This is a genomic window from Streptomyces monomycini (genome assembly GCF_022271435.1).
Lineage (GTDB): Bacteria > Actinomycetota > Actinomycetes > Streptomycetales > Streptomycetaceae > Streptomyces > Streptomyces monomycini.
In genome coordinates, this window is record NZ_JAFIQY010000023.1 from 28,729 (window position 1) to 51,519 (window position 22,791).

The 22,791-nt window shown below is 71.4% G+C and carries 21 protein-coding genes; 1 reads left to right on the forward strand and 20 read right to left on the reverse strand.

From position 1 onward, the window contains the following. Window positions 1-3: 3 nt before the first annotated feature. The 16 genes from dxs to JXZ78_RS24225 form a co-directional block, all read right to left on the reverse strand. Window positions 4-1,884 carry a 1-deoxy-D-xylulose-5-phosphate synthase gene (gene dxs / locus JXZ78_RS24150; protein ID WP_238783339.1) on the reverse strand — a complete coding sequence of 627 codons (1,881 nt, stop codon included), beginning with the start codon at window positions 1,882-1,884 and terminating at the stop codon, window positions 4-6. 35 nt (window positions 1,885-1,919) lie between these two features. Continuing rightward, a complete protein-coding gene (ispG, locus tag JXZ78_RS24155) occupies window positions 1,920-3,113 on the reverse strand; it encodes a flavodoxin-dependent (E)-4-hydroxy-3-methylbut-2-enyl-diphosphate synthase (RefSeq protein WP_238783340.1) in 1,194 nt (397 codons plus the stop codon). Window positions 3,114-3,117: 4 nt separating this feature from the next. Then, window positions 3,118-4,140 carry an adenosyl-hopene transferase HpnH gene (gene hpnH / locus JXZ78_RS24160; protein WP_030023864.1) on the reverse strand — a complete coding sequence of 341 codons (1,023 nt, stop codon included), beginning with the start codon at window positions 4,138-4,140 and terminating at the stop codon, window positions 3,118-3,120. 5 nt (window positions 4,141-4,145) lie between these two features. Continuing rightward, complete coding sequence (locus JXZ78_RS24165; protein WP_050502934.1) at window positions 4,146-4,835, reverse strand: 5'-methylthioadenosine/S-adenosylhomocysteine nucleosidase family protein; 690 nt, start codon at window positions 4,833-4,835, stop codon at window positions 4,146-4,148. Continuing rightward, window positions 4,835-6,850: a squalene--hopene cyclase gene (shc, locus tag JXZ78_RS24170; RefSeq protein WP_030023860.1), complete on the reverse strand. Its 2,016-nt coding sequence runs from the start codon at window positions 6,848-6,850 to the stop codon at window positions 4,835-4,837. The genes JXZ78_RS24165 and shc overlap by 1 nt, the downstream gene beginning before the upstream one ends. Before the next feature lie 125 nt (window positions 6,851-6,975). Then, window positions 6,976-8,097: a polyprenyl synthetase family protein gene (locus tag JXZ78_RS24175; RefSeq protein WP_078624606.1), complete on the reverse strand. Its 1,122-nt coding sequence runs from the start codon at window positions 8,095-8,097 to the stop codon at window positions 6,976-6,978. Beyond that, window positions 8,094-9,554 carry a hydroxysqualene dehydroxylase HpnE gene (gene hpnE / locus JXZ78_RS24180; RefSeq protein ID WP_030023857.1) on the reverse strand — a complete coding sequence of 487 codons (1,461 nt, stop codon included), beginning with the start codon at window positions 9,552-9,554 and terminating at the stop codon, window positions 8,094-8,096. Before hpnE ends, JXZ78_RS24175 begins: the two co-directional genes overlap by 4 nt. A gap of 118 nt (window positions 9,555-9,672) precedes the next feature. Next, entirely contained in the window at window positions 9,673-10,638 is a 966-nt protein-coding gene (gene hpnD, locus JXZ78_RS24185; protein WP_033039625.1) for a presqualene diphosphate synthase HpnD, read from the reverse strand. A gap of 8 nt (window positions 10,639-10,646) precedes the next feature. Then, window positions 10,647-11,591 carry a squalene synthase HpnC gene (gene hpnC, locus JXZ78_RS24190; RefSeq protein ID WP_078624605.1) on the reverse strand — a complete coding sequence of 315 codons (945 nt, stop codon included), beginning with the start codon at window positions 11,589-11,591 and terminating at the stop codon, window positions 10,647-10,649. Window positions 11,592-12,015: 424 nt separating this feature from the next. Beyond that, the gene (locus tag JXZ78_RS24195) at window positions 12,016-12,813 is read right to left on the reverse strand and encodes an ABC transporter ATP-binding protein (RefSeq protein WP_030023851.1); all 798 of its coding nucleotides are present in this window, start codon (window positions 12,811-12,813) and stop codon (window positions 12,016-12,018) included. Beyond that, complete coding sequence (locus JXZ78_RS24200; protein WP_030023849.1) at window positions 12,806-13,735, reverse strand: ABC transporter permease; 930 nt, start codon at window positions 13,733-13,735, stop codon at window positions 12,806-12,808. The genes JXZ78_RS24195 and JXZ78_RS24200 overlap by 8 nt, the downstream gene beginning before the upstream one ends. Window positions 13,736-13,814: 79 nt before the next feature. Beyond that, on the reverse strand, window positions 13,815-14,687 hold the full coding sequence (locus tag JXZ78_RS24205) for a glycosyltransferase family 2 protein (protein ID WP_030023847.1): 873 nt from the start codon (window positions 14,685-14,687) through the stop codon (window positions 13,815-13,817). A 14-nt stretch (window positions 14,688-14,701) separates the two neighbouring features. After that, the gene (locus JXZ78_RS24210) at window positions 14,702-15,481 is read right to left on the reverse strand and encodes a CDP-alcohol phosphatidyltransferase family protein (protein ID WP_078624611.1); all 780 of its coding nucleotides are present in this window, start codon (window positions 15,479-15,481) and stop codon (window positions 14,702-14,704) included. Continuing rightward, on the reverse strand, window positions 15,459-16,520 hold the full coding sequence (locus JXZ78_RS24215; RefSeq protein ID WP_030023844.1) for an iron-containing alcohol dehydrogenase family protein: 1,062 nt from the start codon (window positions 16,518-16,520) through the stop codon (window positions 15,459-15,461). The genes JXZ78_RS24210 and JXZ78_RS24215 overlap by 23 nt, the downstream gene beginning before the upstream one ends. After that, the gene (locus tag JXZ78_RS24220; RefSeq protein WP_030023843.1) at window positions 16,508-17,245 is read right to left on the reverse strand and encodes a phosphocholine cytidylyltransferase family protein; all 738 of its coding nucleotides are present in this window, start codon (window positions 17,243-17,245) and stop codon (window positions 16,508-16,510) included. Before JXZ78_RS24220 ends, JXZ78_RS24215 begins: the two co-directional genes overlap by 13 nt. Then, window positions 17,242-19,035: a DUF5941 domain-containing protein gene (locus JXZ78_RS24225; RefSeq protein WP_078624604.1), complete on the reverse strand. Its 1,794-nt coding sequence runs from the start codon at window positions 19,033-19,035 to the stop codon at window positions 17,242-17,244. The genes JXZ78_RS24220 and JXZ78_RS24225 overlap by 4 nt, the downstream gene beginning before the upstream one ends. A 416-nt stretch (window positions 19,036-19,451) precedes the next feature. On the opposite strand from JXZ78_RS24225, the gene JXZ78_RS24230 reads away from it, so the two are divergent. Next, complete coding sequence (locus JXZ78_RS24230) at window positions 19,452-19,811, forward strand: hypothetical protein (RefSeq protein WP_030023841.1); 360 nt, start codon at window positions 19,452-19,454, stop codon at window positions 19,809-19,811. A 111-nt stretch (window positions 19,812-19,922) separates the two neighbouring features. Here the strand turns inward: JXZ78_RS24230 and JXZ78_RS24235 are convergent, their stop codons facing one another. From JXZ78_RS24235 to JXZ78_RS24250, 4 genes are all read right to left on the reverse strand, one after another. Further along, window positions 19,923-20,234, reverse strand: coding sequence for an SCO5918 family protein (locus JXZ78_RS24235; protein WP_030023840.1), 312 nt, complete (start codon window positions 20,232-20,234; stop codon window positions 19,923-19,925). A gap of 52 nt (window positions 20,235-20,286) precedes the next feature. Beyond that, a complete protein-coding gene (locus tag JXZ78_RS24240) occupies window positions 20,287-20,691 on the reverse strand; it encodes a hypothetical protein (protein ID WP_030023839.1) in 405 nt (134 codons plus the stop codon). Between the two features lie 46 nt (window positions 20,692-20,737). Next, window positions 20,738-22,159: a DEAD/DEAH box helicase gene (locus tag JXZ78_RS24245; RefSeq protein WP_030023838.1), complete on the reverse strand. Its 1,422-nt coding sequence runs from the start codon at window positions 22,157-22,159 to the stop codon at window positions 20,738-20,740. Between the two features lie 322 nt (window positions 22,160-22,481). Further along, a complete protein-coding gene (locus JXZ78_RS24250; protein ID WP_030023837.1) occupies window positions 22,482-22,685 on the reverse strand; it encodes a cold-shock protein in 204 nt (67 codons plus the stop codon). Window positions 22,686-22,791: the final 106 nt, after the last annotated feature.

The window sequence follows — 22,791 nt, forward strand, 5'->3', positions numbered from 1 at the left end:
CCGTCACGCGTCGTTCTCCTTACGGGCCAGGGAGGCGCTGATCCGGCCGGCGATCTCGGCCGGGGTGAGCCCGATGTCGGCGAGCACCTCGCCGCGCTTGGCGTGCGCCAGGAACTGCTCGGGGATGCCGAAGGTCCGCAGCGGTACGTCCACGTCCGCGTCGCGCAGCGCCTGGCCGACCGCCGACCCCACTCCCCCGTTGCGGCTGTTGTCCTCCACGACGGCCACCGCGGTGTGCGTCGCGGCCAGCCGGACGAGCGCGGGGTCCACGGGCTTGACCCAGCGCGGATCGACGACCGTGACGCCGATGCCGCGCTCCGCCAGCAGGTCCGCCGCCTCCAGGCAGACCGGGGCCAGCACGCCGACCGAGACGAGCAGGACGTCCTCCCGCTCGCCACGGCGCAGCACGTCCACGCCACCGATCCGCTCCAGCGCCGGTACGGGCTCGCCCACCGACTCCTTCGGGAAGCGCAGCACGGTCGGCGCGTCGTCCACGTCGATCGCTTCCCGCAGCTGGGCGCGGAGCTGGTCGGCGTCGCGCGGCGCGGCGATCCGCAGGCCCGGGACGACGCCGAGGACGGACATGTCCCACATGCCGTTGTGGCTCGGCCCGTCGGTGCCGGTCACCCCGGCCCGGTCCAGGACGAAGGTGACGCCGCACTTGTGCAGCGCGACATCCATGAGGACCTGGTCGAAGGCGCGGTTGAGGAAGGTCGCGTACACCGCGAAGACCGGGTGCAGGCCGCCGGTGGCCAGGCCCGCCGCCGAGGTCGCCGCGTGCTGCTCGGCGATGCCCACGTCCCACGTACGGTCGGGGAAGGCGGCCGCGAACTTGCCGAGGCCGACGGGTTGGAGCATCGCCGCGGTGATCGCGACGACGTCCGGGCGCTCCTCGCCGATCCTGACCATCTCGTCGCCGAAGACCGACGTCCACGACGGTGGGCCGGGCGGCGCGACGGGGGCGCAGGTCAGCGGGTCCATCGCGCCGACGGTGTGGAAGCGGTCCGCCTCGTCCTCCAGCGCGGGCCGGTAGCCGCGGCCCTTCTCGGTACGGCAGTGCACCAGGACGGGCCCGTGGAAGCGGGCGGCGCGGCGCAGCGCGGACTCGACGGCGGCGATGTCGTGGCCGTCGATCGGGCCGACGTACTTCAGGCCCAGGTCCTCGAACATGCCCTGCGGCGCGAAGGCGTCCTTGAAGCCCTTCTTGGCGCCGTGCAGCGATTCGTACAGCGGGCGGCCCACCACGGGGGCCCGCTGCACGATCTCCTTGCCCCAGGCGAGGAAGCGCTCGTAGCCGTCGGTGGTGCGCAGGGTGGCGAGGTGGTCGGCCAAGCCGCCGATGGTGGGCGCGTAGGAGCGCTCGTTGTCGTTGACGACGATGATGAGGGGGCGGTCCCTGGCGGCGGCGACGTTGTTGAGCGCTTCCCAGGCCATGCCGCCGGTCAGCGCGCCGTCGCCGATGACGGCCACGACGTGGTGGGCCCGGCCGCGCACCTGGTTGGCCTTGGCCAGGCCGTCGGCCCAGCCCAGGACGGTGGAGGCGTGCGAGTTCTCGATGACGTCGTGGTCGGACTCCTCGCGGGACGGGTAGCCGGACAGTCCGCCCTTGCCGCGCAGCTTGGAGAAGTCCTGGCGGCCGGTCAGGAGCTTGTGCACGTACGACTGGTGTCCGGTGTCCCACAGGATGCGGTCGGCGGGCGAGTCGAAGACCCGGTGCAGGGCGATGGTCAGTTCCACCACGCCCAGGTTGGGCCCGAGGTGGCCGCCGGTCCGCGCCACCGCGTGCACGAGGAACTGCCTGATCTCCTCGGCGAGTGCGCCGAGGGCTTCCCCGGGAATCTCCTTGAGGTCGTGCGGGTCGCGGATCTGTTCCAGCATCGACATGCTCGGTCCCCCTCCATGGGTACAGCTCTGCGGGTTCAGCTGACGGTGACGTCGGGGGTGCCGGGCACCACTCCTTCGGCCGCCATACCTGCGGCGATCTTCATGGCCTCTTCGATCAGGGTCTCGACGATCTTCGACTCGGGTACGGTGACGATCACTTCGCCCTTGACGAAGATCTGGCCCTTGCCGTTGCCGGAGGCGACCCCCAGGTCGGCCTCGCGGGCCTCGCCCGGGCCGTTGACGACGCAGCCCATGACCGCGACGCGCAGCGGCACCTCCATGCCCTCCAGGCCCGCGGTCACCTCGTCGGCGAGCTTGTAGACGTCCACCTGGGCACGGCCGCAGGACGGGCAGGAGACGATCTCCAGGCGGCGCGGGCGCAGGTTCAGCGACTCCAGGATCTGCAGGCCGACCTTGACCTCCTCGGCCGGCGGCGCCGACAGGGAGACCCGGATCGTGTCGCCGATGCCCTCGCTCAGCAGCGCCCCGAAGGCCACCGCCGACTTGATCGTGCCCTGGAACGCCGGACCGGCCTCCGTCACCCCCAGGTGCAGCGGATAGTCGCACTGCGCGGCCAGCTGCCGGTACGCGTTGACCATGACCACCGGGTCGTTGTGCTTGACCGAGATCTTGATGTCCCGGAAACCGTGCTCCTCGAACAGCGAGCACTCCCACAGCGCCGACTCCACCAGCGCCTCGGGCGTCGCCTTGCCGTACTTCTCCAGCAGCCGCTTGTCCAGCGACCCGGCGTTGACGCCGATCCGGATCGGCACCCCGGCGTCGGAGGCCGCCTTGGCGATCTCCTTCACCCGGTTGTCGAACTGCCGGATGTTGCCCGGATTGACCCGGACCGCGGCGCAGCCCGCGTCGATCGCGGCGAACACGTACTTCGGCTGGAAGTGGATGTCCGCGATCACCGGGATCTGCGACTTCTTCGCGATGACGGGCAGCGCGTCGGCGTCGTCCTGGGTCGGGCAGGCGACCCGGACGATCTGGCAGCCGGACGCGGTCAGCTCGGCGATCTGCTGGAGCGTCGCGCCGATGTCGGCGGTGTTCGTCGTGGTCATCGACTGCACCGACACGGGGGCGCCGCCGCCCACCGGCACCGGCCCGACCTGGATACGGCGCGAGACGCGCCGCTGCGCCAGTGGCCGGGCCGGCACCTCGGGGAGGCCCAGGGCGACGGCGGTCCCGGAGGCGCTGCCTCCGGGAGGCTCTCCGGTACCCATCACGTCACCCGCGGTTTCCCGCGACGGTCTCACGGGCGGCGCGCAGGGACTCCTTGAGGGAGCCCATCGTCGCGAGGACGGCGGTGGGCTCGTAGCCGCAGTGCGCCATGCAGTTGGCGCAGCGCGGGTCCTTGCCGCGGCCGTACTTGTCCCAGTCGGTCTCCTCGATCAGCTGCCGGTACGTGGGGACGTATCCGTCGCTCATCAGGTAGCAGGGGCGCTGCCAGCCGAAGAGCGAGTAGTTGGGGATCGCCCAGGCCGTGCAGGGGAAGTCCGCCTTGCCCTCCAGGAAGTCCAGGAACAGCGGGCTGTGGTTGAGCCGCCAGCGGCGCCGGTTGCCGCCCGCGAAGGCCTTCTTGAACAGTTCCCTGGTCTGCTCGACGCCGAGGAAGTGCTCCTGGTCGGGGGCCTTCTCGTAGGCGTAGGCGGGCGAGAGCATCATCTCGTCGACCTGGAGGTCGTCGTTGAGGAAGTCGAGCACCTCGATGATGGTCTGCGGGGTGTCGGTGTTGAAGAAGGTGGAGTTGGTGGTGACCCGGAAGCCGCGCCGCTTGGCTTCCTTGATCGCCTCCACCGCCTCGTCGAAGACGCCCTCCTTGGCCACCGACTCGTCGTGCCGCTCGCGCATCCCGTCGATGTGCACCGCGAACGCGAAGTACCGGGAGGGGGTGAACTGATCCATCTTCTTGCGCAGCAGCATGGCGTTGGTGCACAGGAAGACGTACTTCCGCTTGGCCACCAACTGCCGCACGATCTCGTCGATCTGCGGGTGCATCAGGGGCTCGCCGCCCGCGATGGAGACCATCGGCGCGCCGGACTCCAGCACCGCGCCGACCGCCTGCGCGACCGGCATCCGCTGCTTGAGCACACCGGCCGGGTGCTGGATCTTTCCGCAGCCCTCGCACTTGAGGTTGCAGGCGAAGAGGGGCTCCAGCTCCACGATGAGCGGGAATTTCTCCCGCTTGCGGACTTTCTGTTCAAAGAGATACGTACCGACCCTGATGGACTGACGGAGCGGCATGGCCATCTGGCTCACCTCCTGGGGAGCTGCAAAGAACGGTGCCATTCGAAGAACACAGGAAGGATGGAGCGCAGCACACGAAAGGCCGACATTCCACCGCGTAAAGTGCCGATTCGGACAAGTTCATGTTCTGGAGCGTCCACGATCACCCGGACGGCCGCAACCGGACGGCCGCCGTCCCGCGTCGCGGCCGCCAGCGTCGCGGCGGACTCCATGTCCACCGCGACGGCGCCCGCGGCCCGCAGCCCGGCCCGCTCCGCGCCGCGTACGACGTGGTCGGAGCCGCGCAGCAGGCCGGTGTGCACCGTCACGCCGCGCTCCTTCAGGGCCCGCAGCAGCGGACCGTTGTCGGCGCAGGCGACGTCCGGCGCGCCGGGCAGATGGCCGCGGGCCGACTCCGCGACCACCACGTCCCCCGGCAGCATCCCGGGGACGAGACCGGCGCAGAAGCCGGTGGCGACGACCGGCGCCCGTGCCGTGACGGAGCCGTCGCGCAGCGCGTGGGTGACGGCGTCCGACGCCGCCCGCGGCCCCATGCCCGTACGGAGCACGACGGCGGGCGCGCTCGCGCCACTGCGGTCGCCGCCGCGCAGCGCGAACCGCTCGATGCCGAGCGCACAGGCGACCAGCAGCGGCGGCGGCCCCTGCGGCCGGGCCCGCTGGCCGCCGCGGGCGGCGGCCGCGCTGCGCGACGTGTGCATCAGACCCCCTGGGACGCGCCGGCCGGTCCGCCGTTGACGTAACGGCCGAGGGCCGTCAGCGGGAAGACCTGCCGGTACAGGTGGTAGTTGATCGAGAAGTCCCAGGGGAAGCCCGTACCGGTGAAGTACGGCTCGTCCCAGGACCCGTCGGCGCGCTGCGCCGCGGCCAGCCAGGCCACCCCGCGCTCGACCGCCGCGCTCTCCCGCTCGCCCGCCGCGAGCAGCGCCATCAGCGCCCACGCGGTCTGCGAGGCGGTCGACTCGCCGCGGCCCGCCCACGCCTTGTCCTGGTAGGAGCGCTGGTCCTCGCCCCAGCCGCCGTCCTCGTTCTGGACGCGTTCCAGCCAGCGCACGGCGCGGCGGACCGCGGGGTGCGAGGCGGGAATGCCGGCGGCGGCCAGCGCGGGGAGCACCGAGCCGGTGCCGTAGACGTAGTTGGTGCCCCAGCGGCCGAACCACGAGCCGTCCGGCTCCTGTTCGGCCAGCAGCCAGCGGATGCCGCGCCGCACCCGGTCGTCGTGCGTCATGCCGAGGTCGGCGGCCATCTCCACGACATGTGCGGTGACATCGGCCGACGGCGGGTCGATCACCTCGCCGAAGTCGCAGAACGGCAGCCGGTTGGGGAACGGGCTGGTGTTGTCGGCGTCGAAGGCGCCCCAGGCCCCGTTCTTGGACTGCATGCCCAGGCTCCAGCGCACGGCCCGCCGCACGGCGGCGTCGGCCCGCTCCGGGTCCGGGTACTGGATGCGGCGCAGCGCGAGGACGACTTCGGCGGTGTCGTCGATGTCCGGGTAGTTGTCGTTCTCGAACTCGAACGCCCAGCCCCCGGAGGGGAGTTGCGGTCTGCGGACGCTCCAGTCGCCCGGCCGGCGGATCTGCTCGGCGAGCATCCATTCGGCGGCCTTGACCAGCTGCGGGTGGTCGGCGGGCAGGCCGGCGTCGGCGAGCGCGATGGCGGCGAGGCAGGTGTCCCAGACCGGGGACTGGCACGCCTCGATCATGCGGACGGGCGCGCCGTCCGCGTCCTCGCGCCACACGGCGAAGCGGTCCAGCGACTTCAGGCCCTCACGGAGCACCGGGTGCTCCAGGTCGTACCCGAGCAGATGCAGCGCGATGATCGAGTAGACGGCCGGCGGCTGGATGCCGCCCCAGCAGCCGTCGTTCTCCTGGCGTTCGACGATCCAGCTCGCCGCGGCCTTCATCGCCGAGCGGCGGAGCCGCCGGACCGCCACCTTGCGGTACCCGTGCAGGCCCTTGTCCAGTCGCTGGAAGATCCCGTCCCAGCTCGCGACGGGGGCGAGCGGCCGCGGCGGGTTCGGGCGGGCCGGGTCGGTGTGCAGCTCGTCCAGGGCGAACGGCGCGGGCCGTACCGGACGCAGGGCCGAGACGATCGTCAGTGCCACGATCGTCTGCCGCGCCCAGCACGCGAAGTCGTAGATGTTGAGCGGGAACCACTTCGGGAAGTAGATGAGCTCGGGCGGCAGTTCGGGCAGGTCCGACCACTTCCACCAGCCGAACAGCGCCAGCCAGATGCGGGTGAAGACGCGGGAGGCGGCGATACCGCCGTGCTCGCGGATCCAGGTGGCGGCCCGGGCCATGTGGGCGGCGTCCGGCGCGTCGCCGGCCAGCCGCAGGGCGACGTACGCCTCGATGGTGGCGGACAGTTCGCCGGGCCCTTGGTAGAAGGTGGCCCAGGTGCCGTCCGCGCGCTGCTCGGCGCGGAGGTGGCGGGCGGCGGCCTCGGTGGTGTGCCGGTCGCCGATGCCCAGGAACTGCCGCAGCAGCAGGTCCTCGGCGTCCATGGTCACATTGGTTTCCAGGTCGCCCTTCCACCAGCCCGCGTCGTCCTGCACGGACAGCAGGTACTCGGTGGCGCGGGCCGCGGCGCGGCGGGCGGTGGCGGCCGTGTCCGTGGTGGCGGCCGGGCCGTTCTCGGTGTTCTCGGCGGTGGTCTCGCCGGCCGAGGGGGCACGGGGCGGCAGCGCCCCGGTGCTTCCGTCGGTCGTCGCTGTCATGGTTTCCCCTTCGGCAGTGAACTCTGTGAAGCGTGCTCAGGGATTCCGTCAGCCGGCGCCTGGGCCCGCTTCGGAGCGGGGAAGGCACCGGCCGGCGACTGCGAACTAGATCGGTTCGATAGTGATCATCTCTCTCGTACGACGACGAAGTCCGCGAGCGCGACGAACTGCGCGCGGACCGGTGCGGGCATGTCCACCTCGTCCAGTGCGGCGATGGCGGTGGCGTGCTGGCGGCGGGCCTCCTGGGAGGTCCACTCGCGGCCGCCGGCCTCCTCGATGAGGGCCGCGCGGGAGGCGAACTCCTCCTCGGTGAAGTCGGCGATCTCGTCCTCGCTCTTCTTCGCGTCCGCCGCGAGGATCCCGGCGAGCCGCTCGGCGGCCGGGTTGTCGGCCGCCAGGGCGGCGACGACCGGCAGCGACTTCTTGCGCTGCCGCAGGTCGCTCCAGGTCTGCTTGCCGGTGGCCTCCGGGTCGCCCCAGATGCCCAGCAGGTCGTCGACGGCCTGGAAGGCGAGGCCGAGGTGGTAGCCGTACCGCTCCAGGATGTCGGCGGTACGGTCGTCGGCGCCGCCGAGGACGGCGCCGATGGAGACGGCGCAGGCGAGCAGCGCGCCCGTCTTGTTGCCCTCCATCTCCAGGCACTCCTCGACGGTGACCCGTTCGCGGTGCTCGTAGGAGATGTCCTGGGCCTGGCCGTCGATGAGCTTGCGGGTGGCGGCCGTGAGGCGGCGGGTGGCGCGGCCGGCCTCGACGGTGCCCAGTTCCAGCAGTATTTCGTTGGCCAGGGCGAACAGCGCGTCGCCGACGAGGATCGCCTGCGCCGGGCCGTGCACCTTCCACACCGTGTCGCGGTGGCGGCGCTGCTCGTCGCCGTCCATCAGGTCGTCGTGCAGCAGCGAGAAGTTGTGGACCAGTTCCACGGCGACGGCGCCGGGCACACCGACCTCCGGCGGCTGTCCGGCGGCCTGGGCCGACAGCAGCGCGAGCGCGGGGCGTACGGCCTTGCCGCCGTCCCCGGTCGCGGGCCGGCCCGCGGCGTCGATCCAGCCGAAGTGGTACGCGGCGACGGTGTCCATGGGAGGCGCGAGCCGGTCCACGGCGGCACGCAGCACGGGAGTGGCGAGCTGCCGCCCGCGCTCCAGCAGCGCGGTGACGCTCTCGGTGTCGATAGCTGGGGAAGCCGGATTCACGGTTTCTCCTCTGTTTCCGGTGCTCGTGCTCGTGCGAGCGCTCGTACTCGTGGTCATGCCACCTCCTGGGGCAACTGGCCCTGGGGGAAGCCGAGTTCGGTGAGTGCCTCGCGAACGGCGCCGAGGCCGCTGCGAACAGCGCTTTCCATGGTCGCGGGCCACCCGGTGGCGGTCCACGCACCGGCCAGGTACAGGCCGGGGGTCTGGGTACGGGCGCCGGGCCGCAGCCGGCCGACGCCCGGGGTGGGGGCGAACGTCGCGGTGCGTTCGCGGGTGACGAAGAAGTCGCGGACACCGGCGCCGCGCGCGGCGGGCAGCAGCCGCTCCAGCTCCGGCAGGTAACGCGCGCGCAGCTCGGCCACCGGCCGGTCGATGTCGTCCTGCGCGGCGGACTGCGACACGGCCAGGTACTGGCTGCGGGCGCCGCCGGGCAGCGCGGCGAGGCCGGAGGCCTCCGTACGGTCGAAGACCCACTGCACGGGCGAGCCGAGCCCCGCGAAAAAGGGCTGCCGGAGCACCGGCCGGTCGTAGATGACGTGCAGGTTCAGGATCGGCGCCGTGCCGATGTCCAGCAGCCGGTCCTGGCCGTCGAGGGTGCCTTCGGGCAGCAGGCCGTGCGTCTCGCGCTGCGGCAGGGCCAGCACGACCGTTTTGGCAGTCAGCTGCTCGCGGCCGTGCGGGCCGTTCTCCACCGTCACCTGCCAGGTGCCGTCCTCGGCACGGGCCAGGGCGCTCGCGCGGGTACGCAGCTCGACGCGGACGCCCGCCTTCTCCAGGGCCTCGCGCGCCAGCGTGTCGTGCACCTCGCCCAGCGGCACCCGTGACCAGCCGATGTCGGCGGCGCCGTTGTCGGAGAGCAGTCCCGTCTTGAAGACCTTGGCGGCCAGACCCAGCGACGCGTCACCGGCCCGCGCGTTGAGCGTCGCGACGCCGACCAGGTCCCACAGCGCCTCGACCGCGCGCGGCGACTGGCCGTGCCGGGCCAGCCAGGAGGCGAAGTCGACGCCGTCCAGCGCGGGATCCTCGGGGTCGAGCTTCTTCAGGGCCAGCGCCGCGCGGCCCACGTTCGCCCGCTCGGCGAGCGACAGGTGCGGGTACATGGCCAGGCTCTTCGCCAGGTGCAGCGGCACGGGCAGGGCCGTACGCCGCAGCCGCCCCAGCCGCAGGCCGTCGGCGTCCAGCACCGGGACGTCCATCCGGTCCTGGAGGGGCACCAGGGCGCGGCCCCCCACCCGGTCGAGGAACCAGTCGTACGCGGTGCAGCAGCGCAGATAGACGTGCTGCCCGTTGTCGACGGTCAGCTCCCCCGCCGCGGACTCGCGGCGGAAGGAGAAGACCAGGCCGCCCAGCCTGGGCCGGCCCTCGACGAGGGTGACCCGCAGTCCGGCGTCGGCCAGCGCCAGCGCCGCCGTGATGCCGGCCAGACCGCCCCCAATGACCACCGCAGCCGCCCCATCGGGACGGCCTGCTTCCTGTGCATCGTGCCGGTCGGGCCCCATCGGTCCCGATGTCATGCGCCCTCCCTGAATACTGTCGTCAGGGACGCAGCGGCCCGGCGGAGGGTTGCCCGCCGCTTCGCCCGCCGTACGGGCCCTGAGCAGGGCCCGCCGGCCCGGCCGGTCTCCCGGACCGTCATCCGCGCCTCCTCACGGGCGGCCGTCCCGCCGCCCGGGCCGCCTGCCGGCGGCCGATCGTCCGCGCGTCGAAACCCGACAGGCCGCGCACCGCCACGAACGCCTTCTCCCGGCCGGGCAGCGAGACCCGGCCGCGCAGCACGGCCTCCGGGTCCGCCGCGATCCGCGACAGGAGGCGGTGGTAGATGCCGGCCATGGCGGCGACGCAGGCCCCGCTGCGCCGGTCGAGCATCGGCAGCAGCCGGAATCCCTGGTCGAACAGGGCACGGGCACGCCTGACTTCGAAGTGGACCAGTCCGGTGAAGTCCGCGCCGGGCGGTGGTACCGGACTGTGGAAGCCCACCGAGCAGCCGAACTTGGCGAGGTCGTCGGAAGGAAGATACGTACGGCCGTTTCCGGCGTCCTCGCGAACGTCTCTCAGGATATTGGTCAGTTGCAGCGCCAGCCCGAGCGTATCGGCGTACTCGGCGGCGCGTGCGGTGTCCGGTGCGCCGGGTACGGTGCCGAACACTCCCAGGGAGAGCCGTCCGATCGCCCCCGCGACACAGCGGCAGTAGACCTTCAGGTCGTCCCAGGTCTCGTACGTCTCACCGCGTACGTCCATCAGAACGCCGTCGATCAGCTCGTCGAGCCCGCCGAGCGGGATCGGGAAGCGCCGGGCGGCGTCGGACAGCGCGACCGCCACCGGGTCCGTGTCGTCCTCGTCGACCGCGCCGTCCTTGATACGGGCGAGCAGGGCCCGGGTCTCCTCCAGCCGCTGCTGCTTGGCGCCGTCCGCCAGCGGGCCGTCGCCGATGTCGTCGACGCGGCGCGAGAAGGCGTAGAGCGCCGACATGGCCTGCCGCTTGTCGGCCGGCAACAGCCGGATGCCGTAGGCGAAGTTACGTGCCTGCTGCCCGGTCACGGCCTCGCAGTAGCGGTATGCAGCGAGCACCGGCGCGGACGCGTGTGCGAAGTCCTCCACGGTCCGACTCACCCCTCTCTTCGCAATGTCGCCCCCACCTCGCGCAGCAGGCTGAGCTTGGTCGGCTTGGGCGGTCCAGGGAGTACGTCGTGGTCGGCGGCCGCGACCGCCCGGAGTGCGGCGCGTCCGCCGCCGACGAAGCCGGCGAGCAGCAGCTTGAGCCTGCCGTGGACGCTACCCACCAGCGGGGTGCCTTCATTCAGCAGTTCACGAGCGCGTTCCGCCTCGTACGCGATCAGCGAGCGCACCGGTGCGCTCCCTGTCGAAGCGGCCAGATCCGCCTCGGTGACGCCGAAGTGTTTCATGTCCTCGCCGGGGAGGTAGACCCGGTCCCGGCCCAGGTCCTCGGCGACGTCCTGGAGGTGCTCGACGATCTGCAGCGCGGTGCAGACCGCGTCCGAGCGCCGGACGCGCTCCGGACTGGCGGTGCCGGTGATGCCCAGGACGAGCCGGCCGACGGGATTGGCGGACAGCTCGCAGTAGGCGAGCAGGTCGCCGTAGGTCGCGTAGCGGCCGACCCGCTGGTCCTGCCGGTTGGCCTCGATCAGGCCGAGGAAGGGCTCGGGGGTCAGGCCGCAGCGGCGCACGGTGGGGCCGAGGCGGCGCATCAGGGGGTGCAGCGGTCCGGGGGCGCGGTCGCTGAAGACGCGGTACAGGTCCGCCTCCAGCGCGTCGAGCAGCGCGAGCGTGTCCTCCGCGTCCCGCTCGGGGTCCAGCCCGAGCCGGGCCGCGTCACCGCCGCCGGGCGCCAGGTCGCCGTCGCCGATGTCGTCCACGAGGCGGGCGAAGCCGTAGACGGCCATCAGGTCCCGGCGCCAGGCGCGCGGCAGGAAGAACGGCGCCACCGGGAAGTTCTCGTGCGCGGCCTGGTCCGTGACGGTGCGCGACTGCGCGTCGTCCCGGCCGCCGCCCGGCGTCCGGGGCCGGGCCAGGACGTCGCGTGCCCGTGCCATCCCTCGGCTCACCGGAGGCTGCCCGGCGCGTTTCGGAGCCGGAGAGTTCCAGTAGCCATTGCCGTCACGCCTCCCGTTCTACACCGCCAAGCCAAAACATCCCATTTCGGACACGCCGCATGACGCGACCCGCCCGATCCGACTCCTGGTCGCCAGGACGGGTACGCTCTGCCCGACTTGTGCCACTTGTGCTGTTCAGTACCCGTACAGCTTACGCCGTACATCTCTCCGGCGTCCGAGGGGGTACCGAACCTCGAAGCAACGATCCGGTCAACATCCATACGCCGTGAACTGTTCCTGTATCCGGCCGAGTTGACCAGCTGTTGACGATCTCAGGACCGGCGCACGGCCTTCCGCGGCCGGTCCGAGACGAGCAACGGCCCCCGCGAGCCGGACTCGCGGGGGCCGTACGGCGCGCTGCGGGCTACTTGCCCGACTCCTTCTCGTACGCCTTGATCACTTCGTCGGTCGGGCCGTCCATCAGCAGCTCGCCCCGCTCCAGCCACAGCACCCGGTCGCAGGTGTCCCTGATCGACTTGTTGTTGTGGCTGACCAGGAAGACCGTACCGGCCTCCTTGCGCAGCTCGCGGATGCGGGCCTCGGAGCGCTTCTGGAACGCCCGGTCACCCGTCGCCAGCGCCTCGTCGATCATCAGCACGTCGTGGTCCTTGGCCGCCGCGATGGAGAAGCGCAGCCGGGCCGCCATGCCGGACGAGTACGTCCGCATCGGCAGCGAGATGAAGTCGCCCTTCTCGTTGATGCCCGAGAAGTCGACGATCCCCTGGTAGCGCTCGCGCACCTGCTCGCGGGACATGCCCATCGCCAGCCCGCCGAGCACGACGTTCTTCTCGCCGGTCAGGTCGTTCATCAGGGCCGCGTTCACGCCCAGCAGCGACGGCTGGCCGTGCGAGTAGACCCGGCCGCGCTCCGCGGGCAGCAGGCCGGCGACGGCCTTGAGCAGCGTCGACTTGCCGGAGCCGTTCGAGCCGATCAGGCCGATCGACTCGCCGCGGTAGGCGGTGAAGCTGACGCCCTTGACCGCGTGCACCTCACGCACCCCGCCGGAGGGCTTGCGGCGGATGATGCGGTTCAGGGCCGCGGTGGCGCTGCCCTTGCCCGCTCCGGTGCCGTACACCCGGTACACGATGTGCAGGTCGTCCGCGATCACGGTGGGGACGCGGTTCCCGTCCGCCGTCTGTACGGCGTCCTCTTGCTCAGCCACGGCCGTACCGCTCCTCAGCCTTCCAGAAGTACACGAAGCCGACGACGCCCATCACCAGCGCCCAGCCGACGGCCAGCGGCCACACGTGCGGGGGCAGCTTGTCCGACGTGAAGCTGTCGATCAGCGCGAAACGCATCAGGTCGATGAAGACCACGGCCGGGTTGCAGTCCAGCAGGACGTGCACGAAGGCCGGGACCGCCTTCTCCTTGAGGATCACGTCGATGCTGAACATCACGCCGGACGCGTACATCCACGTCCGCATGATGAACGGCATCAGCTGCGCCAGGTCGGGCGTCTTGCTGCCGAGGCGGGCCATGACCATGGCCAGTCCGGTGTTGAAGACGAACTGGAGCACCAGCGCCGGGATCGCCAGCAGCCAGGACCAGGTGGGCACCTGCCCGTACCCCAGCAGGATGAGGACCAGCACACCCATCGAGAACAGCAGCTGCTGGAGCTGCATCAGGCAGAACGAGATGGGCAGGCAGGCGCGCGGGAAGTGCAGGGCGCGCACCAGTCCCAGGTTGCCGGAGACCGCGCGGGTGCCGGCCATCACCGAGCTCTGCGTGAAGGTGAAGATGAAGACGCCGGTGACCAGGAAGGGCACGTAGTCCTCGACACCGCGGCTGGTGCCGATCAGCAGGCCGAAGATGAGGTAGTAGACGAGCGCGTTCAGCAGGGGCGTCACCACCTGCCACACCTGGCCCAGCTTCGCCTGGCTGTATTGCGCGGTCAGCTTCGCGCTGGAGAAGGCGCGGATGAAGTGCCGCCGGTCCCACAGCTGCCGCACGTACTCCGGCAGGCTGGGCCGCGCCCCGCTCTGCGTGAGCCCGTACTTGCGGGCCAGCTCGGCACGGGACAGCCCGTCGTCGGATGATGGCGGGGCACTCATGGCGACCGCACTGTCGTGCGTAGTCTCGCTCACTGTTGACACTTTCGTCCTCAAGGTGCGCTGCCGGGGCCGTGCCCCGGGTTCGCGCCTGATGCTCTCAGATCCGAGCTTGTCAGATGACGGGAGGGCGGCCCAGCCGGGTCAGGCGCCACACGGTACGCCACTTCATGGGGCGCCGGGGACCACCGGACGTGGCCCAGCCCTCCTTGAAGCCGCCCAGCCAGGCACGCAGCGCGGGCCGCGAGGGCCGCCGGGCCAGGGTGAGCAGGAACCAGACACCGAGATAGACCGGGACCAGCGGGGCCGGAAGGTTTCGGCGGGCCAGCCAGACCCGGTTGCGGGCCACCATACGGTGGTAGACCGCGTGCCGGCTGGGGGCGTGCGTGGGGTGCAGCAGCACCATGTCGGCGCGGTAGTCGATCATCCAGCCCGCGTCCAGGGCCCGCCAGGCCAGGTCGGTCTCCTCATGGGCGTAGAAGAAGTCGTCGGGCAGCCCGCCGACCTCTTCGAAGACCTTCGTACGGACCGCGTTGGCGCCGCCCAGGAAGGTGGTGACCCGGGAGGACCGCAGCGGGTCGGAGGCGCGCAGCCGCGGCACGTGCCGACGCTGCGTCTCCCCCGTCTCCGGGTCCGCGATGCGGAAGCTGATGATGCCGAGCTTCTGGTCCCGGGCGAACGCCTCGCGGCACTGTTCGGCGGTGTCCGCCCGTTCCAGCAGCCCGTCGTCGTCCAGGAACAGCAGCACGTCCACCTCGCTGCCGCCCGGTCCGAACGCCTCGATGCCGACGTTGCGCCCGGCGGGGATGCCGACGTTCTCCGGCAGCTCCACGGTCCGTACGCCCTCGGGCAGGGCCGGCAGCGGCGAACCGTTGCCGACGACCACCACCTCGACCGGGTCGCCGTGCTGCTTGGCGACCGAGTCGAGCAGGGCGCGCAGCTCCTCGGGGCGGTTGCCCATGGTCAGGACGACAGCGCCGACCTTCATCGCTCGCGCCCCCGTCACTTGAGCCTGCTGGAGGCGAGGATGGACACCAGGTGGAGCAGCGTCTGGAGGAGCGCGATACCGGCCATCACCGCGACGCCGAGCCGCGAGAAGAACAGGTCGCCCCGGGCCGCGTCCACGATCGCCAGGACCAGGATCACCAGCGACGCCTCGATGCCGAGGATCAGCCGGTGGAACTTGAGCGCGGCGGCGGCCTTGCGGGCCAGCGCCATGCCGGACGAGCGCGGCTCGGACGCCGCCTCCTTGACCGGCGGCAGCCCGCCCTGATGGCGGGCGACACCGACCAGGTCGGTCTCGGCCTTGATCAGGATCGCGCCGAGGGCGGCCAGGGTGCCCAGGAAGGCCCACAGCCAGTCGATCCGTCCGGAGCCCCACAGGTCGGCGGCGCGCAGTCCGAAGCCGACGAGTACGGCGGCGTCGGTCAGATAGGCCCCGACCCGGTCCAGGTACACCCCGCCGAGCGAGAACTGCTTCTTCCAGCGGGCCACCTCGCCGTCGACACAGTCGAGCAGCAGGTAGAGCTGGACCATCAGCACCCCGAGGACGGCCCCCCAGATCCCGGGCACCAGCAGGGCCGGGGCCGCGAGGACGCCGAAGAGGGTCATCACATAGGTCAGCTGGTTCGGCGTGATCCTGGTGTTCACCAGGTACCGGTCGCAGCGCAGCGAGATCTCCCGCATGTACAGGCGACCGGCCCAGTGCTCACCGCTGCGCCGGTCCTTGACACCCGCGGGGTGCACGACCGGGCGGAGTTCAGCTACGGACGGCTTGTGCATAGTCGGCGTATGCGTCCCTGATCTGGTCGGTGGACAGGTCGAGGTGTTCGAGGATCGTGTAGCGGCCGGGGCGGGTCCGCGGCGCGTAGGCGACGGCCTCGACGAACTCTTCGTCGCTGAAGCCGATCTCGCCGGGCGTCACCGGCAGGCCGTGCCGCCGCAGCACCTCGATCATCAGCCCGCAGGTCTCCTTGTCCCCGCGCAGGTGCGTGGCGAAGGCGGCGCCCAGGCCGCACTGCTCGCCGTGGCTCGCCGCCCGCTTGGGGAAGAGGAGGTCGAAGGCGTGGTTGATCTCGTGGCAGGCGCCGGAGGCCGGGCGGCTGTCGCCGGCCACGGACATCGAGATACCGGTGAGGACCAGGCCCTCGGCCAGCACCTGGAGGAAGCCGTCGTCGCCGACGCCGCCGGGGTGGCGCAGCACGGCCTCGCCGGCCTGGCGTGCCATGGCGGCGGCCAGTCCGTCGATGTCCTCGCCGGTCTCGCGGTGCGACAGCTCCCAGTCCGCGACGGCGGAGATGTTGGAGATGGCGTCGCCGATGCCGGACCGGACGAAGCGGACCGGGGCCTCGCGGATGACGTCGAGGTCGATCACCACGGCGATCGGGTTGGGCACGCCGTAGGAGCCGCGGCCCGCGTCGTTGTCGAGGGTGGCCACCGGCGAGCACAGGCCGTCGTGCGACAGGTTCGTCGCGACGGCGACCAGCGGCAGGCCGATCCGGGCCGCCGCGTACTTCGCACAGTCGATGATCTTGCCGCCGCCGAGGCCCACGACCGCGTCGTAGTGGCCCTTCTTCATGGCGTCGCCGAGCTTGATCGCTTCGTCCAGCGTGCCGCCGCCGACCTCGTACCAGTCGGCGCCGGGCAGCGCGGGGGCCAGCCGCTCCCGCAGCCGGGCGCCCGAGCCGCCGCTGATGGCGACGGCGAGCTTCCCGGACGCGGAGATGCGCTGATCGGCCAGCAGGCCCGCCAGGTCGTCCAGTGCGCCGGCGCTGATGTCGACGACGACCGGGGACGGAATGAGGCGGGTCAGTACCGGCATGCGATCTCACGGCCCTTCGCGAGGTCGTCGTGGTTGTCGATCTCGACCCACGCGACCTCGCCGATCGGTGCCACGTCGATCTTGAAGCCGCGGTTGACCAGCTCCTGGTAGCCGTCCTCGTAGTACAGGTCGGGGTCGCGCTCGAAGGTGGTCTTCAGCGCGTCCGCGAGCTCCTCGGCGGCCGAGCCCTCGATGAGGGTCACGCCGATGTACTCACCGGTGGCCTCGGCGGGGTCCATCAGCTTCGTGATCTTCCGGGCGCCCTTGTCGGGGTCGACGACGACCTTCATCTCCTCGTCGGCGAGCTGCTTGACCGTGTCCAGCGCCATGATGATCTTCCGGCCTTCGCCACGGGCGGCGAGCAGCGTCCGCTCGACGGAGACCGGGTGCACGGTGTCACCGTTGGCGAGGATCACGTCGTGCTTGATCGCGTCCCGGCCGCACCACAGGGAGTAGGCGTTGTTCCACTCCTCGGCCTTGTCGTTGTCGATCAGCGTGAGCTTGAGGCCGTACTTCGCCTCCAGCGCCGCCTTGCGCTCGTACACGGCCTCCTTGCGGTAGCCGACGATGATCGCGACCTCGGTCAGGCCGATCTCGGCGAAGTTGCCGAGCGTCAGGTCCAGGATGGTGGTCTCACCATCGACCGGCACCAGCGCCTTGGGCAGGGTGTCGGTGTAGGGACGCAGACGCCGTCCGGCGCCGGCGGCCAGCACGAGGCCGATCATGCGGGTTCTCCTTCATCGTGTACGGCGGGTGCTCCGGAGGACACCCAGAAGCGGATGCTCTCCACGAGCACCAGCAGCGCCAAAACCAGTGCCAGGACCGTCAGCGCGATTGTGAAACCTGAGCCGTGCAGCAGAGCCGCCAGGAGGACGACGAGCAGCGTGCGCCCCTCGTGCCCGCCGGCCGCCCGCACCAGCCAACGCGGCGGGGCCCCCGTGCCGACGCGGATGCGGTAGACGGTGTCGTAGTGATGGTAGGCGACCGCCGCCACCAGGCCGAACGCCGCGGGCAGCGCCTGGTCGGCGTCGGAGCGGGCCGCCACCACCAGGATGGCGACGTATTCGCCCACGCGGAACAGCGGCGGCACGAGCCAGTCGAGCGGGCCCTTGAGGGGGCGGGCGACGGCCTGGCCGGAGAAGAGGGCGTAGCCGACCGCGACGACCACGGTCGTCCAGGTCACCGGCTCGTCCTGGAAGATCACCCAGGTCAGCAGGCAGGCGGCGCCGAGGAAGGCCAGGACGGGGGCGGTGAAGGCACCGCCGGTGCCGCCCCGGGCGAACAGCCCGGCGAGCGGCCCGGAGTCCGCGAGGTCGGCGAGTGCGGCCGCCGCCCGGTCGGTCCGCCGCGCGCGCCGCGTCAGCGAGCGCAGCACCCGGCCCGCCGTGGTGTAGCAGGCGGCCAGGGCGCAGCCGACGAGCAGCGCGTAGAAGACGATGCGCGGGGTGGTGAACGCGGTCAGTACGGCGATCATCGCCCAGCGTTCGCCGATGGGGAGCACGATCATCCGGCGGACCCAGACCGTCCAGCCGACGCTGTCGAGCCGGTCGGACAGGGCCGCGGTGGGGCTGGTGTTGCCGGTGGCATCGTGGTTCGCCTCGTTGAAGGAGAAATCGACGACATGCCGGCAGGTCTGGAGGACCATCGCCCCCAGAGCCAGGGCCCACACATCGTCGCCGCCGCGCGCCGCGCCGAGCGCGAGGCCCGCGTAGTACGCGTACTCCTTCGCGCGGTCGAAGGTGGCGTCGAGCCAGGCACCCATCGTCGAGTACTGGAGCGAGTAGCGGGCGAGCTGCCCGTCGGCGCAGTCCAGGACGAAGGAGAAGATCAGGAGCAGCCCGGCGGCGATGAAGCCGCCGCGGCTGCCGGTGGCCGCGCAGCCCGCCGCGATCACCGCGGTGAGCAGCGACGCCGTGGTGACCTGGTTGGGGGTCAGGCCGCGGCGCGCGCACCAGCGGGCGATGTAGCGGGAGTACGGGCTGATGCAGAAGGTGGTGAAGAACCCGTCACGGGCCTTGACCGCGGTACGCAGCCGTACGGCCTCGTCGTCGACGGCGGCGACGGCCTCCTCGGCCGTGGCGCGCTCGGCGGGCGTCAGCGGGACGGTGGCGACCAGGCTGCCCAGTTCGACGCGCTGCAACGCGGCGTCCCCGGCCTCCAGGGTCTCGGCGAGCGCGTCCGGCAGGACGTCCACGCGGTAGCGGGTGCCGGGCCCCGCGGGGACCGCGGTGGCGGCGCGCTGGAGCGCGGCGCGCGCCTCGGGCTGCGCGGTGACGGCGCCCGGCACCGCGGCGGCCGGGAAGCGCGGGTCGGTCAGCGCCAGCCGGAGGCTGTGCAGGTGACCCACGAAACGGGGGTCGACCACGGCGACGCGTTCATCGGCCGGGACCGCGGCGAGCGCGTCGGCCACGGCCGCGGCACCGTCCGCCGTACGGACGTCGAAACCCAGCGAGCGCAGGGCGGCTTCGAGCGGCGACCCGGCGACCGGCGGACCGGTGAGGATGGCGGTCGACAGACGAACTCACTCCTTGAAAGCTGGCGAGGCCGCGCCGGTCGGTCCGCATTCGATACGGACTACCCGGGCAGCAGGCGTGGCACACCTGGGCCCCCAGGGGGCGGGTGGGCACGTCGGCAGAGGCTATCGGATCGCCGGATGCGGCCGTTCACCGCGCATTCACCGCACGATCGAGTGACCGCGGGCTGCGCCTGCCGCGATCATCATGGTGGATCAACGCACCCGGGAACAACTGACGCCCGGATGCCGTGCCGGATATGGCAGGGCTGGTCCGGTGTGAGGGGATTGCCGGGGGTGGACAGCGGCGCGGGGGCGGGCGACGGTCCGCGCCGTCCTCGTCCGCGAGCTCGATCTTGTACGTCGCACCAGCCCCGCCGCTCAGGCGGACCGAGCGGCGTTGATTAGAATCGCTCCTCATGTCGAAGCCTGATGAGCTGCTTGTCGATGTCGCGGCCTTGGTGGAGTCCGGGCAGAGCAACCAGATGATTCTGACTGTGGTAGCCGGTGGTGCTGTCATCACGGGACGGCTGGCTCCCGAAGCAGTCTGGAGGCAACGGGTGTCCGAGGTCCTGACGGACTCGGCCCGCCTCCACGAGTTCTCTGCCGCCTTCACCGCCACGACGTGTGAGGAGAAGGCGCCCACACATCTGCACTTCCATGTGGCACGGATTCTGCAGGGCACGGTGGGGATCCCGGAGACGGGCGGGATGTACCGCGTGGCGATCGATGACGTCAGCGCGTGGACCGTGGGCGACTTCAGCTATTCCGACCAGTGACGAACAACGCCGCGCGCTGACGGACCGCACGGCACGCGGCGAGGGTCCGGCCGGCACCTGCCGGCCGGACCCTCACTCATGTTCCGGTGGCGGCTCGCGTCTGCCCGTCGGTCAGACGGCGGCAGGGGCGCCGAGCTCCGCGGAAGCCCGCTGCAACGGGGTGAGGGCGCCCTCGGGCTCGGCGGTCTGGGGGAGGCCGGAGCAGGTGAAGCCGAGCCGAGTCATGGCCCGGACAACCTCACCGGCGCTGAAATCGCGGCGGTCCTGGCGCGTGATGACCTGACCGACCTGCTTGACCGGGTAGGTGCGGCGGCCGATGATCACGGACTCACCGTCGACCTGTTCGGGCTTGACGCCCTTCATGGATTCCAGGACGCCGCTCTTGGTGAGGTCGAACGGGAAGCGGGCGATGACACAGCGCATGATGCCTCACAGGGAGAAGAAGGGGATGGGGTTCCACCGCCGGTGAGGCGGTTCAGTGGGCAAGAGCGAGGACGCCCCGGACGCTGCCCTGGTCTTCGGCGACCCGCACCGCGGCGAGCCGACGGCCCGGCCCTGCGTGCTCGGCCACGGCGCCCGTGACCACGGGCGAGGTGAGCGGCCCGCTGCCGCCGAAGATGTCGCGCAGCCGGACCCGGTCGGTGTACGCGGGACTGTCGCGGACCGCGGTGAGCTGGGCCTGGGTGACCAGTTGGGTGCACGGGCCGTCGATGTCGCAGACGACCAGGTGCCCGGTGCGGGCGCCGGCCATGACGGACAGAGCGACTTCGATGGTCATGTCGTCGCAGACCTGCAATGCGCCTGCGTCCATGGCGTCCGCCGCGGTCTGGTGTGCGGTGGTGACGTTCGTCGAGCGGGGCTGCATCTGGACCAGCGTCAAAAGGTGCCTCCTGCAGTGGTGGGTCAGTTTCCTGATCATGAGGTTCCTAGGCCGCCGCCGCGTCGAAGGAGGTCTGCCGCGCCGACCCGCGCAGGGCAGCCGAGGCCGGGCTGCGCCGGCCCCGTGAGGAGGCGCTGCGCTTGCGTCGCCCGGGCACCGGCGCGGTGATCGTGACGGGGACGCCGGAGGGCGTCCGGGCACCGGTGATCCGGCTCAGCGCCTCTTCGCCGATACGGATCTGAGTGGTCCGGGGCACGATCCCGGCGGCGGTCAGGAGACGGTTCATGCCGCGGCGCTGGCCGGGGGTGACGAGGGTGACGACCCTGCCCGACTCGCCGGCCCGCGCGGTGCGGCCGCCGCGGTGGAGGTAGTCCTTGTGGTCGGTCGGCGGGTCGATGTTGACGACCAGATCGAGGTTGTCGACGTGGATGCCGCGGGCGGCGACGTTCGTGGCGACGAGCACGGTGACGTGCCCGGTCTTGAACTGCGTCAGGGTCCGGGTGCGCTGGGGCTGGGTCTTGCCGCCGTGCAGTGCGGCTGCCCGTACCCCACTGTTCAGCAGGTGCGTGGTGAGCTTGTCGACGGCGTGCTTGGTGTCCAGGAACATGATCACCCGGCCGTCGCGGGCCGCGATCTCGGTGGTCGTACGGTTCTTGTCCGCGCCCTGCACGTGCAGTACGTGGTGCTCCATCGTGGTGACCGCACCGGCGGACGGGTCGACGGAGTGGACGACCGGGTCGGTGAGGTAGCGGCGGACCAGAAGGTCGACGTTGCGGTCGAGGGTGGCGGAGAACAGCATCCGCTGGCCTTCGGGGCGGACCTGGTCCAGGAGTGCGGTGACCTGGGGCATGAAGCCCATGTCGGCCATCTGGTCGGCCTCGTCCAGGACGGTGGTCGCGACCTGGTCGAGCCGGCAGTCACCGCGGTCGATGAGGTCCTTGAGCCGGCCCGGCGTGGCGACGACGACTTCGGCGCCGCCCCGCAGCGCGTTGGCCTGCCTGCCGATCGACACTCCGCCGACGACGGTGGCCAGGCGCAGCTGCACCGAGCGGGCGTAGGGGGCGAGCGCGTCGGTCACCTGCTGGGCCAGCTCACGCGTCGGGACGAGGACCAGGGCCAGCGGCCGGCGGGGCTCGGCGCGCCGGCCGGCGGTGCGGGCCAGCAGGGCCAGGCCGAAGGCGAGGGTCTTGCCGGATCCGGTGCGTCCGCGCCCCAGGGCGTCACGGCCCGCGAGAGTGTCGGGCAGGGTCGCCCCCTGGATCGGGAACGGGACGCTCACGCCCTGCGCGGTCAGCGCGGCCAGCAGCTGGGCGGGCATGTCGAGGTCGGCGAACGCCTCGACCGCGGGCAGTGCGGGAGTGACCGTCTTCGGCAGGGCGAACTCGCCCGAGGGCGCGGCGGTCCGCCGACCGTGGCCGCCGGTGCGGCGGGGGCGGGAGGTGCGGTCGTTCGTACGCGTGGGGTTCATCGGGGAACCTTCCTTGATACGGCACGTATCAAGGAATTCCCGCAGCGGAAGTACAGCGCAGGGAATCGCAAGAACGGGCCGAAATGTAATGCAACAGCGAAGCTGTCATGCAATGAATTCGATACAGGTGCAGAAAATGAATCGGTGACGTCATATGGGCGCGAGATCCCGGACGTCGACAGGTGCGGCCCGGAAAAGGCGTACACCTTCTGGAGAAGGGCTGGGGGCGATTCGTCCCACAGGTGGCATCACTGAGGAGAATGTCTGCGACTGAGGCCCGCACCCCGATGGATGCGGGCCCCGGCTCCGATGTGCGTCGGCGTCAGGCGGGAACGATGTTCTCGGCCGTCGGACCCTTCTGGCTCGGTGCGATGTCGAACGTGACCCGCTGGCCTTCGAGCAGCTCACGGAAGCCCTCGGCGGCGATGTTCGAGAAGTGGGCGAACACGTCGGCGCCTCCCCCGTCCTGCTCGATGAAACCGAACCCCTTGGCCGCGTTGAACCACTTCACAGTGCCGGACGCCATGTCATGCCTCCTCGTGGGGCAGTACGCCGGCACCCGCGATCCACGGACACCGGGTCGCCGCGATGATGCCCCGCCCGGAAAGCATCCGGAAATCGAAACGCTTACC

Excerpts from the sequence above, each read along its gene's own strand:
- ispG (WP_238783340.1), bottom strand. The coding sequence starts at position 3,113 with ATGGGTACCGGAGAGCCTCCCGGAGGCAGCGCCTCCGGGACCGCCGTC.
- hpnH (WP_030023864.1), bottom strand. The coding sequence starts at position 4,140 with ATGGCCATGCCGCTCCGTCAGTCCATCAGGGTCGGTACGTATCTCTTT.
- JXZ78_RS24230 (WP_030023841.1), top strand. The coding sequence starts at position 19,452 with ATGTCGAAGCCTGATGAGCTGCTTGTCGATGTCGCGGCCTTGGTGGAG.
- JXZ78_RS24175 (WP_078624606.1), bottom strand. The coding sequence starts at position 8,097 with ATGACCACGAGTACGAGCGCTCGCACGAGCACGAGCACCGGAAACAGA.
- JXZ78_RS24210 (WP_078624611.1), bottom strand. The coding sequence starts at position 15,481 with ATGCACAAGCCGTCCGTAGCTGAACTCCGCCCGGTCGTGCACCCCGCG.
- JXZ78_RS24245 (WP_030023838.1), bottom strand. The coding sequence starts at position 22,159 with ATGAACCCCACGCGTACGAACGACCGCACCTCCCGCCCCCGCCGCACC.
- JXZ78_RS24250 (WP_030023837.1), bottom strand. The coding sequence starts at position 22,685 with ATGGCGTCCGGCACTGTGAAGTGGTTCAACGCGGCCAAGGGGTTCGGT.
- JXZ78_RS24235 (WP_030023840.1), bottom strand. The coding sequence starts at position 20,234 with ATGCGCTGTGTCATCGCCCGCTTCCCGTTCGACCTCACCAAGAGCGGC.
- JXZ78_RS24215 (WP_030023844.1), bottom strand. The coding sequence starts at position 16,520 with ATGCCGGTACTGACCCGCCTCATTCCGTCCCCGGTCGTCGTCGACATC.
- hpnE (WP_030023857.1), bottom strand. The coding sequence starts at position 9,554 with ATGACATCGGGACCGATGGGGCCCGACCGGCACGATGCACAGGAAGCA.
- JXZ78_RS24220 (WP_030023843.1), bottom strand. The coding sequence starts at position 17,245 with ATGATCGGCCTCGTGCTGGCCGCCGGCGCCGGACGGCGTCTGCGTCCC.
- dxs (WP_238783339.1), bottom strand. The coding sequence starts at position 1,884 with ATGTCGATGCTGGAACAGATCCGCGACCCGCACGACCTCAAGGAGATT.
- hpnC (WP_078624605.1), bottom strand. The coding sequence starts at position 11,591 with ATGGCACGGGCACGCGACGTCCTGGCCCGGCCCCGGACGCCGGGCGGC.
- JXZ78_RS24165 (WP_050502934.1), bottom strand. The coding sequence starts at position 4,835 with ATGCACACGTCGCGCAGCGCGGCCGCCGCCCGCGGCGGCCAGCGGGCC.
- shc (WP_030023860.1), bottom strand. The coding sequence starts at position 6,850 with ATGACAGCGACGACCGACGGAAGCACCGGGGCGCTGCCGCCCCGTGCC.
- JXZ78_RS24205 (WP_030023847.1), bottom strand. The coding sequence starts at position 14,687 with ATGAAGGTCGGCGCTGTCGTCCTGACCATGGGCAACCGCCCCGAGGAG.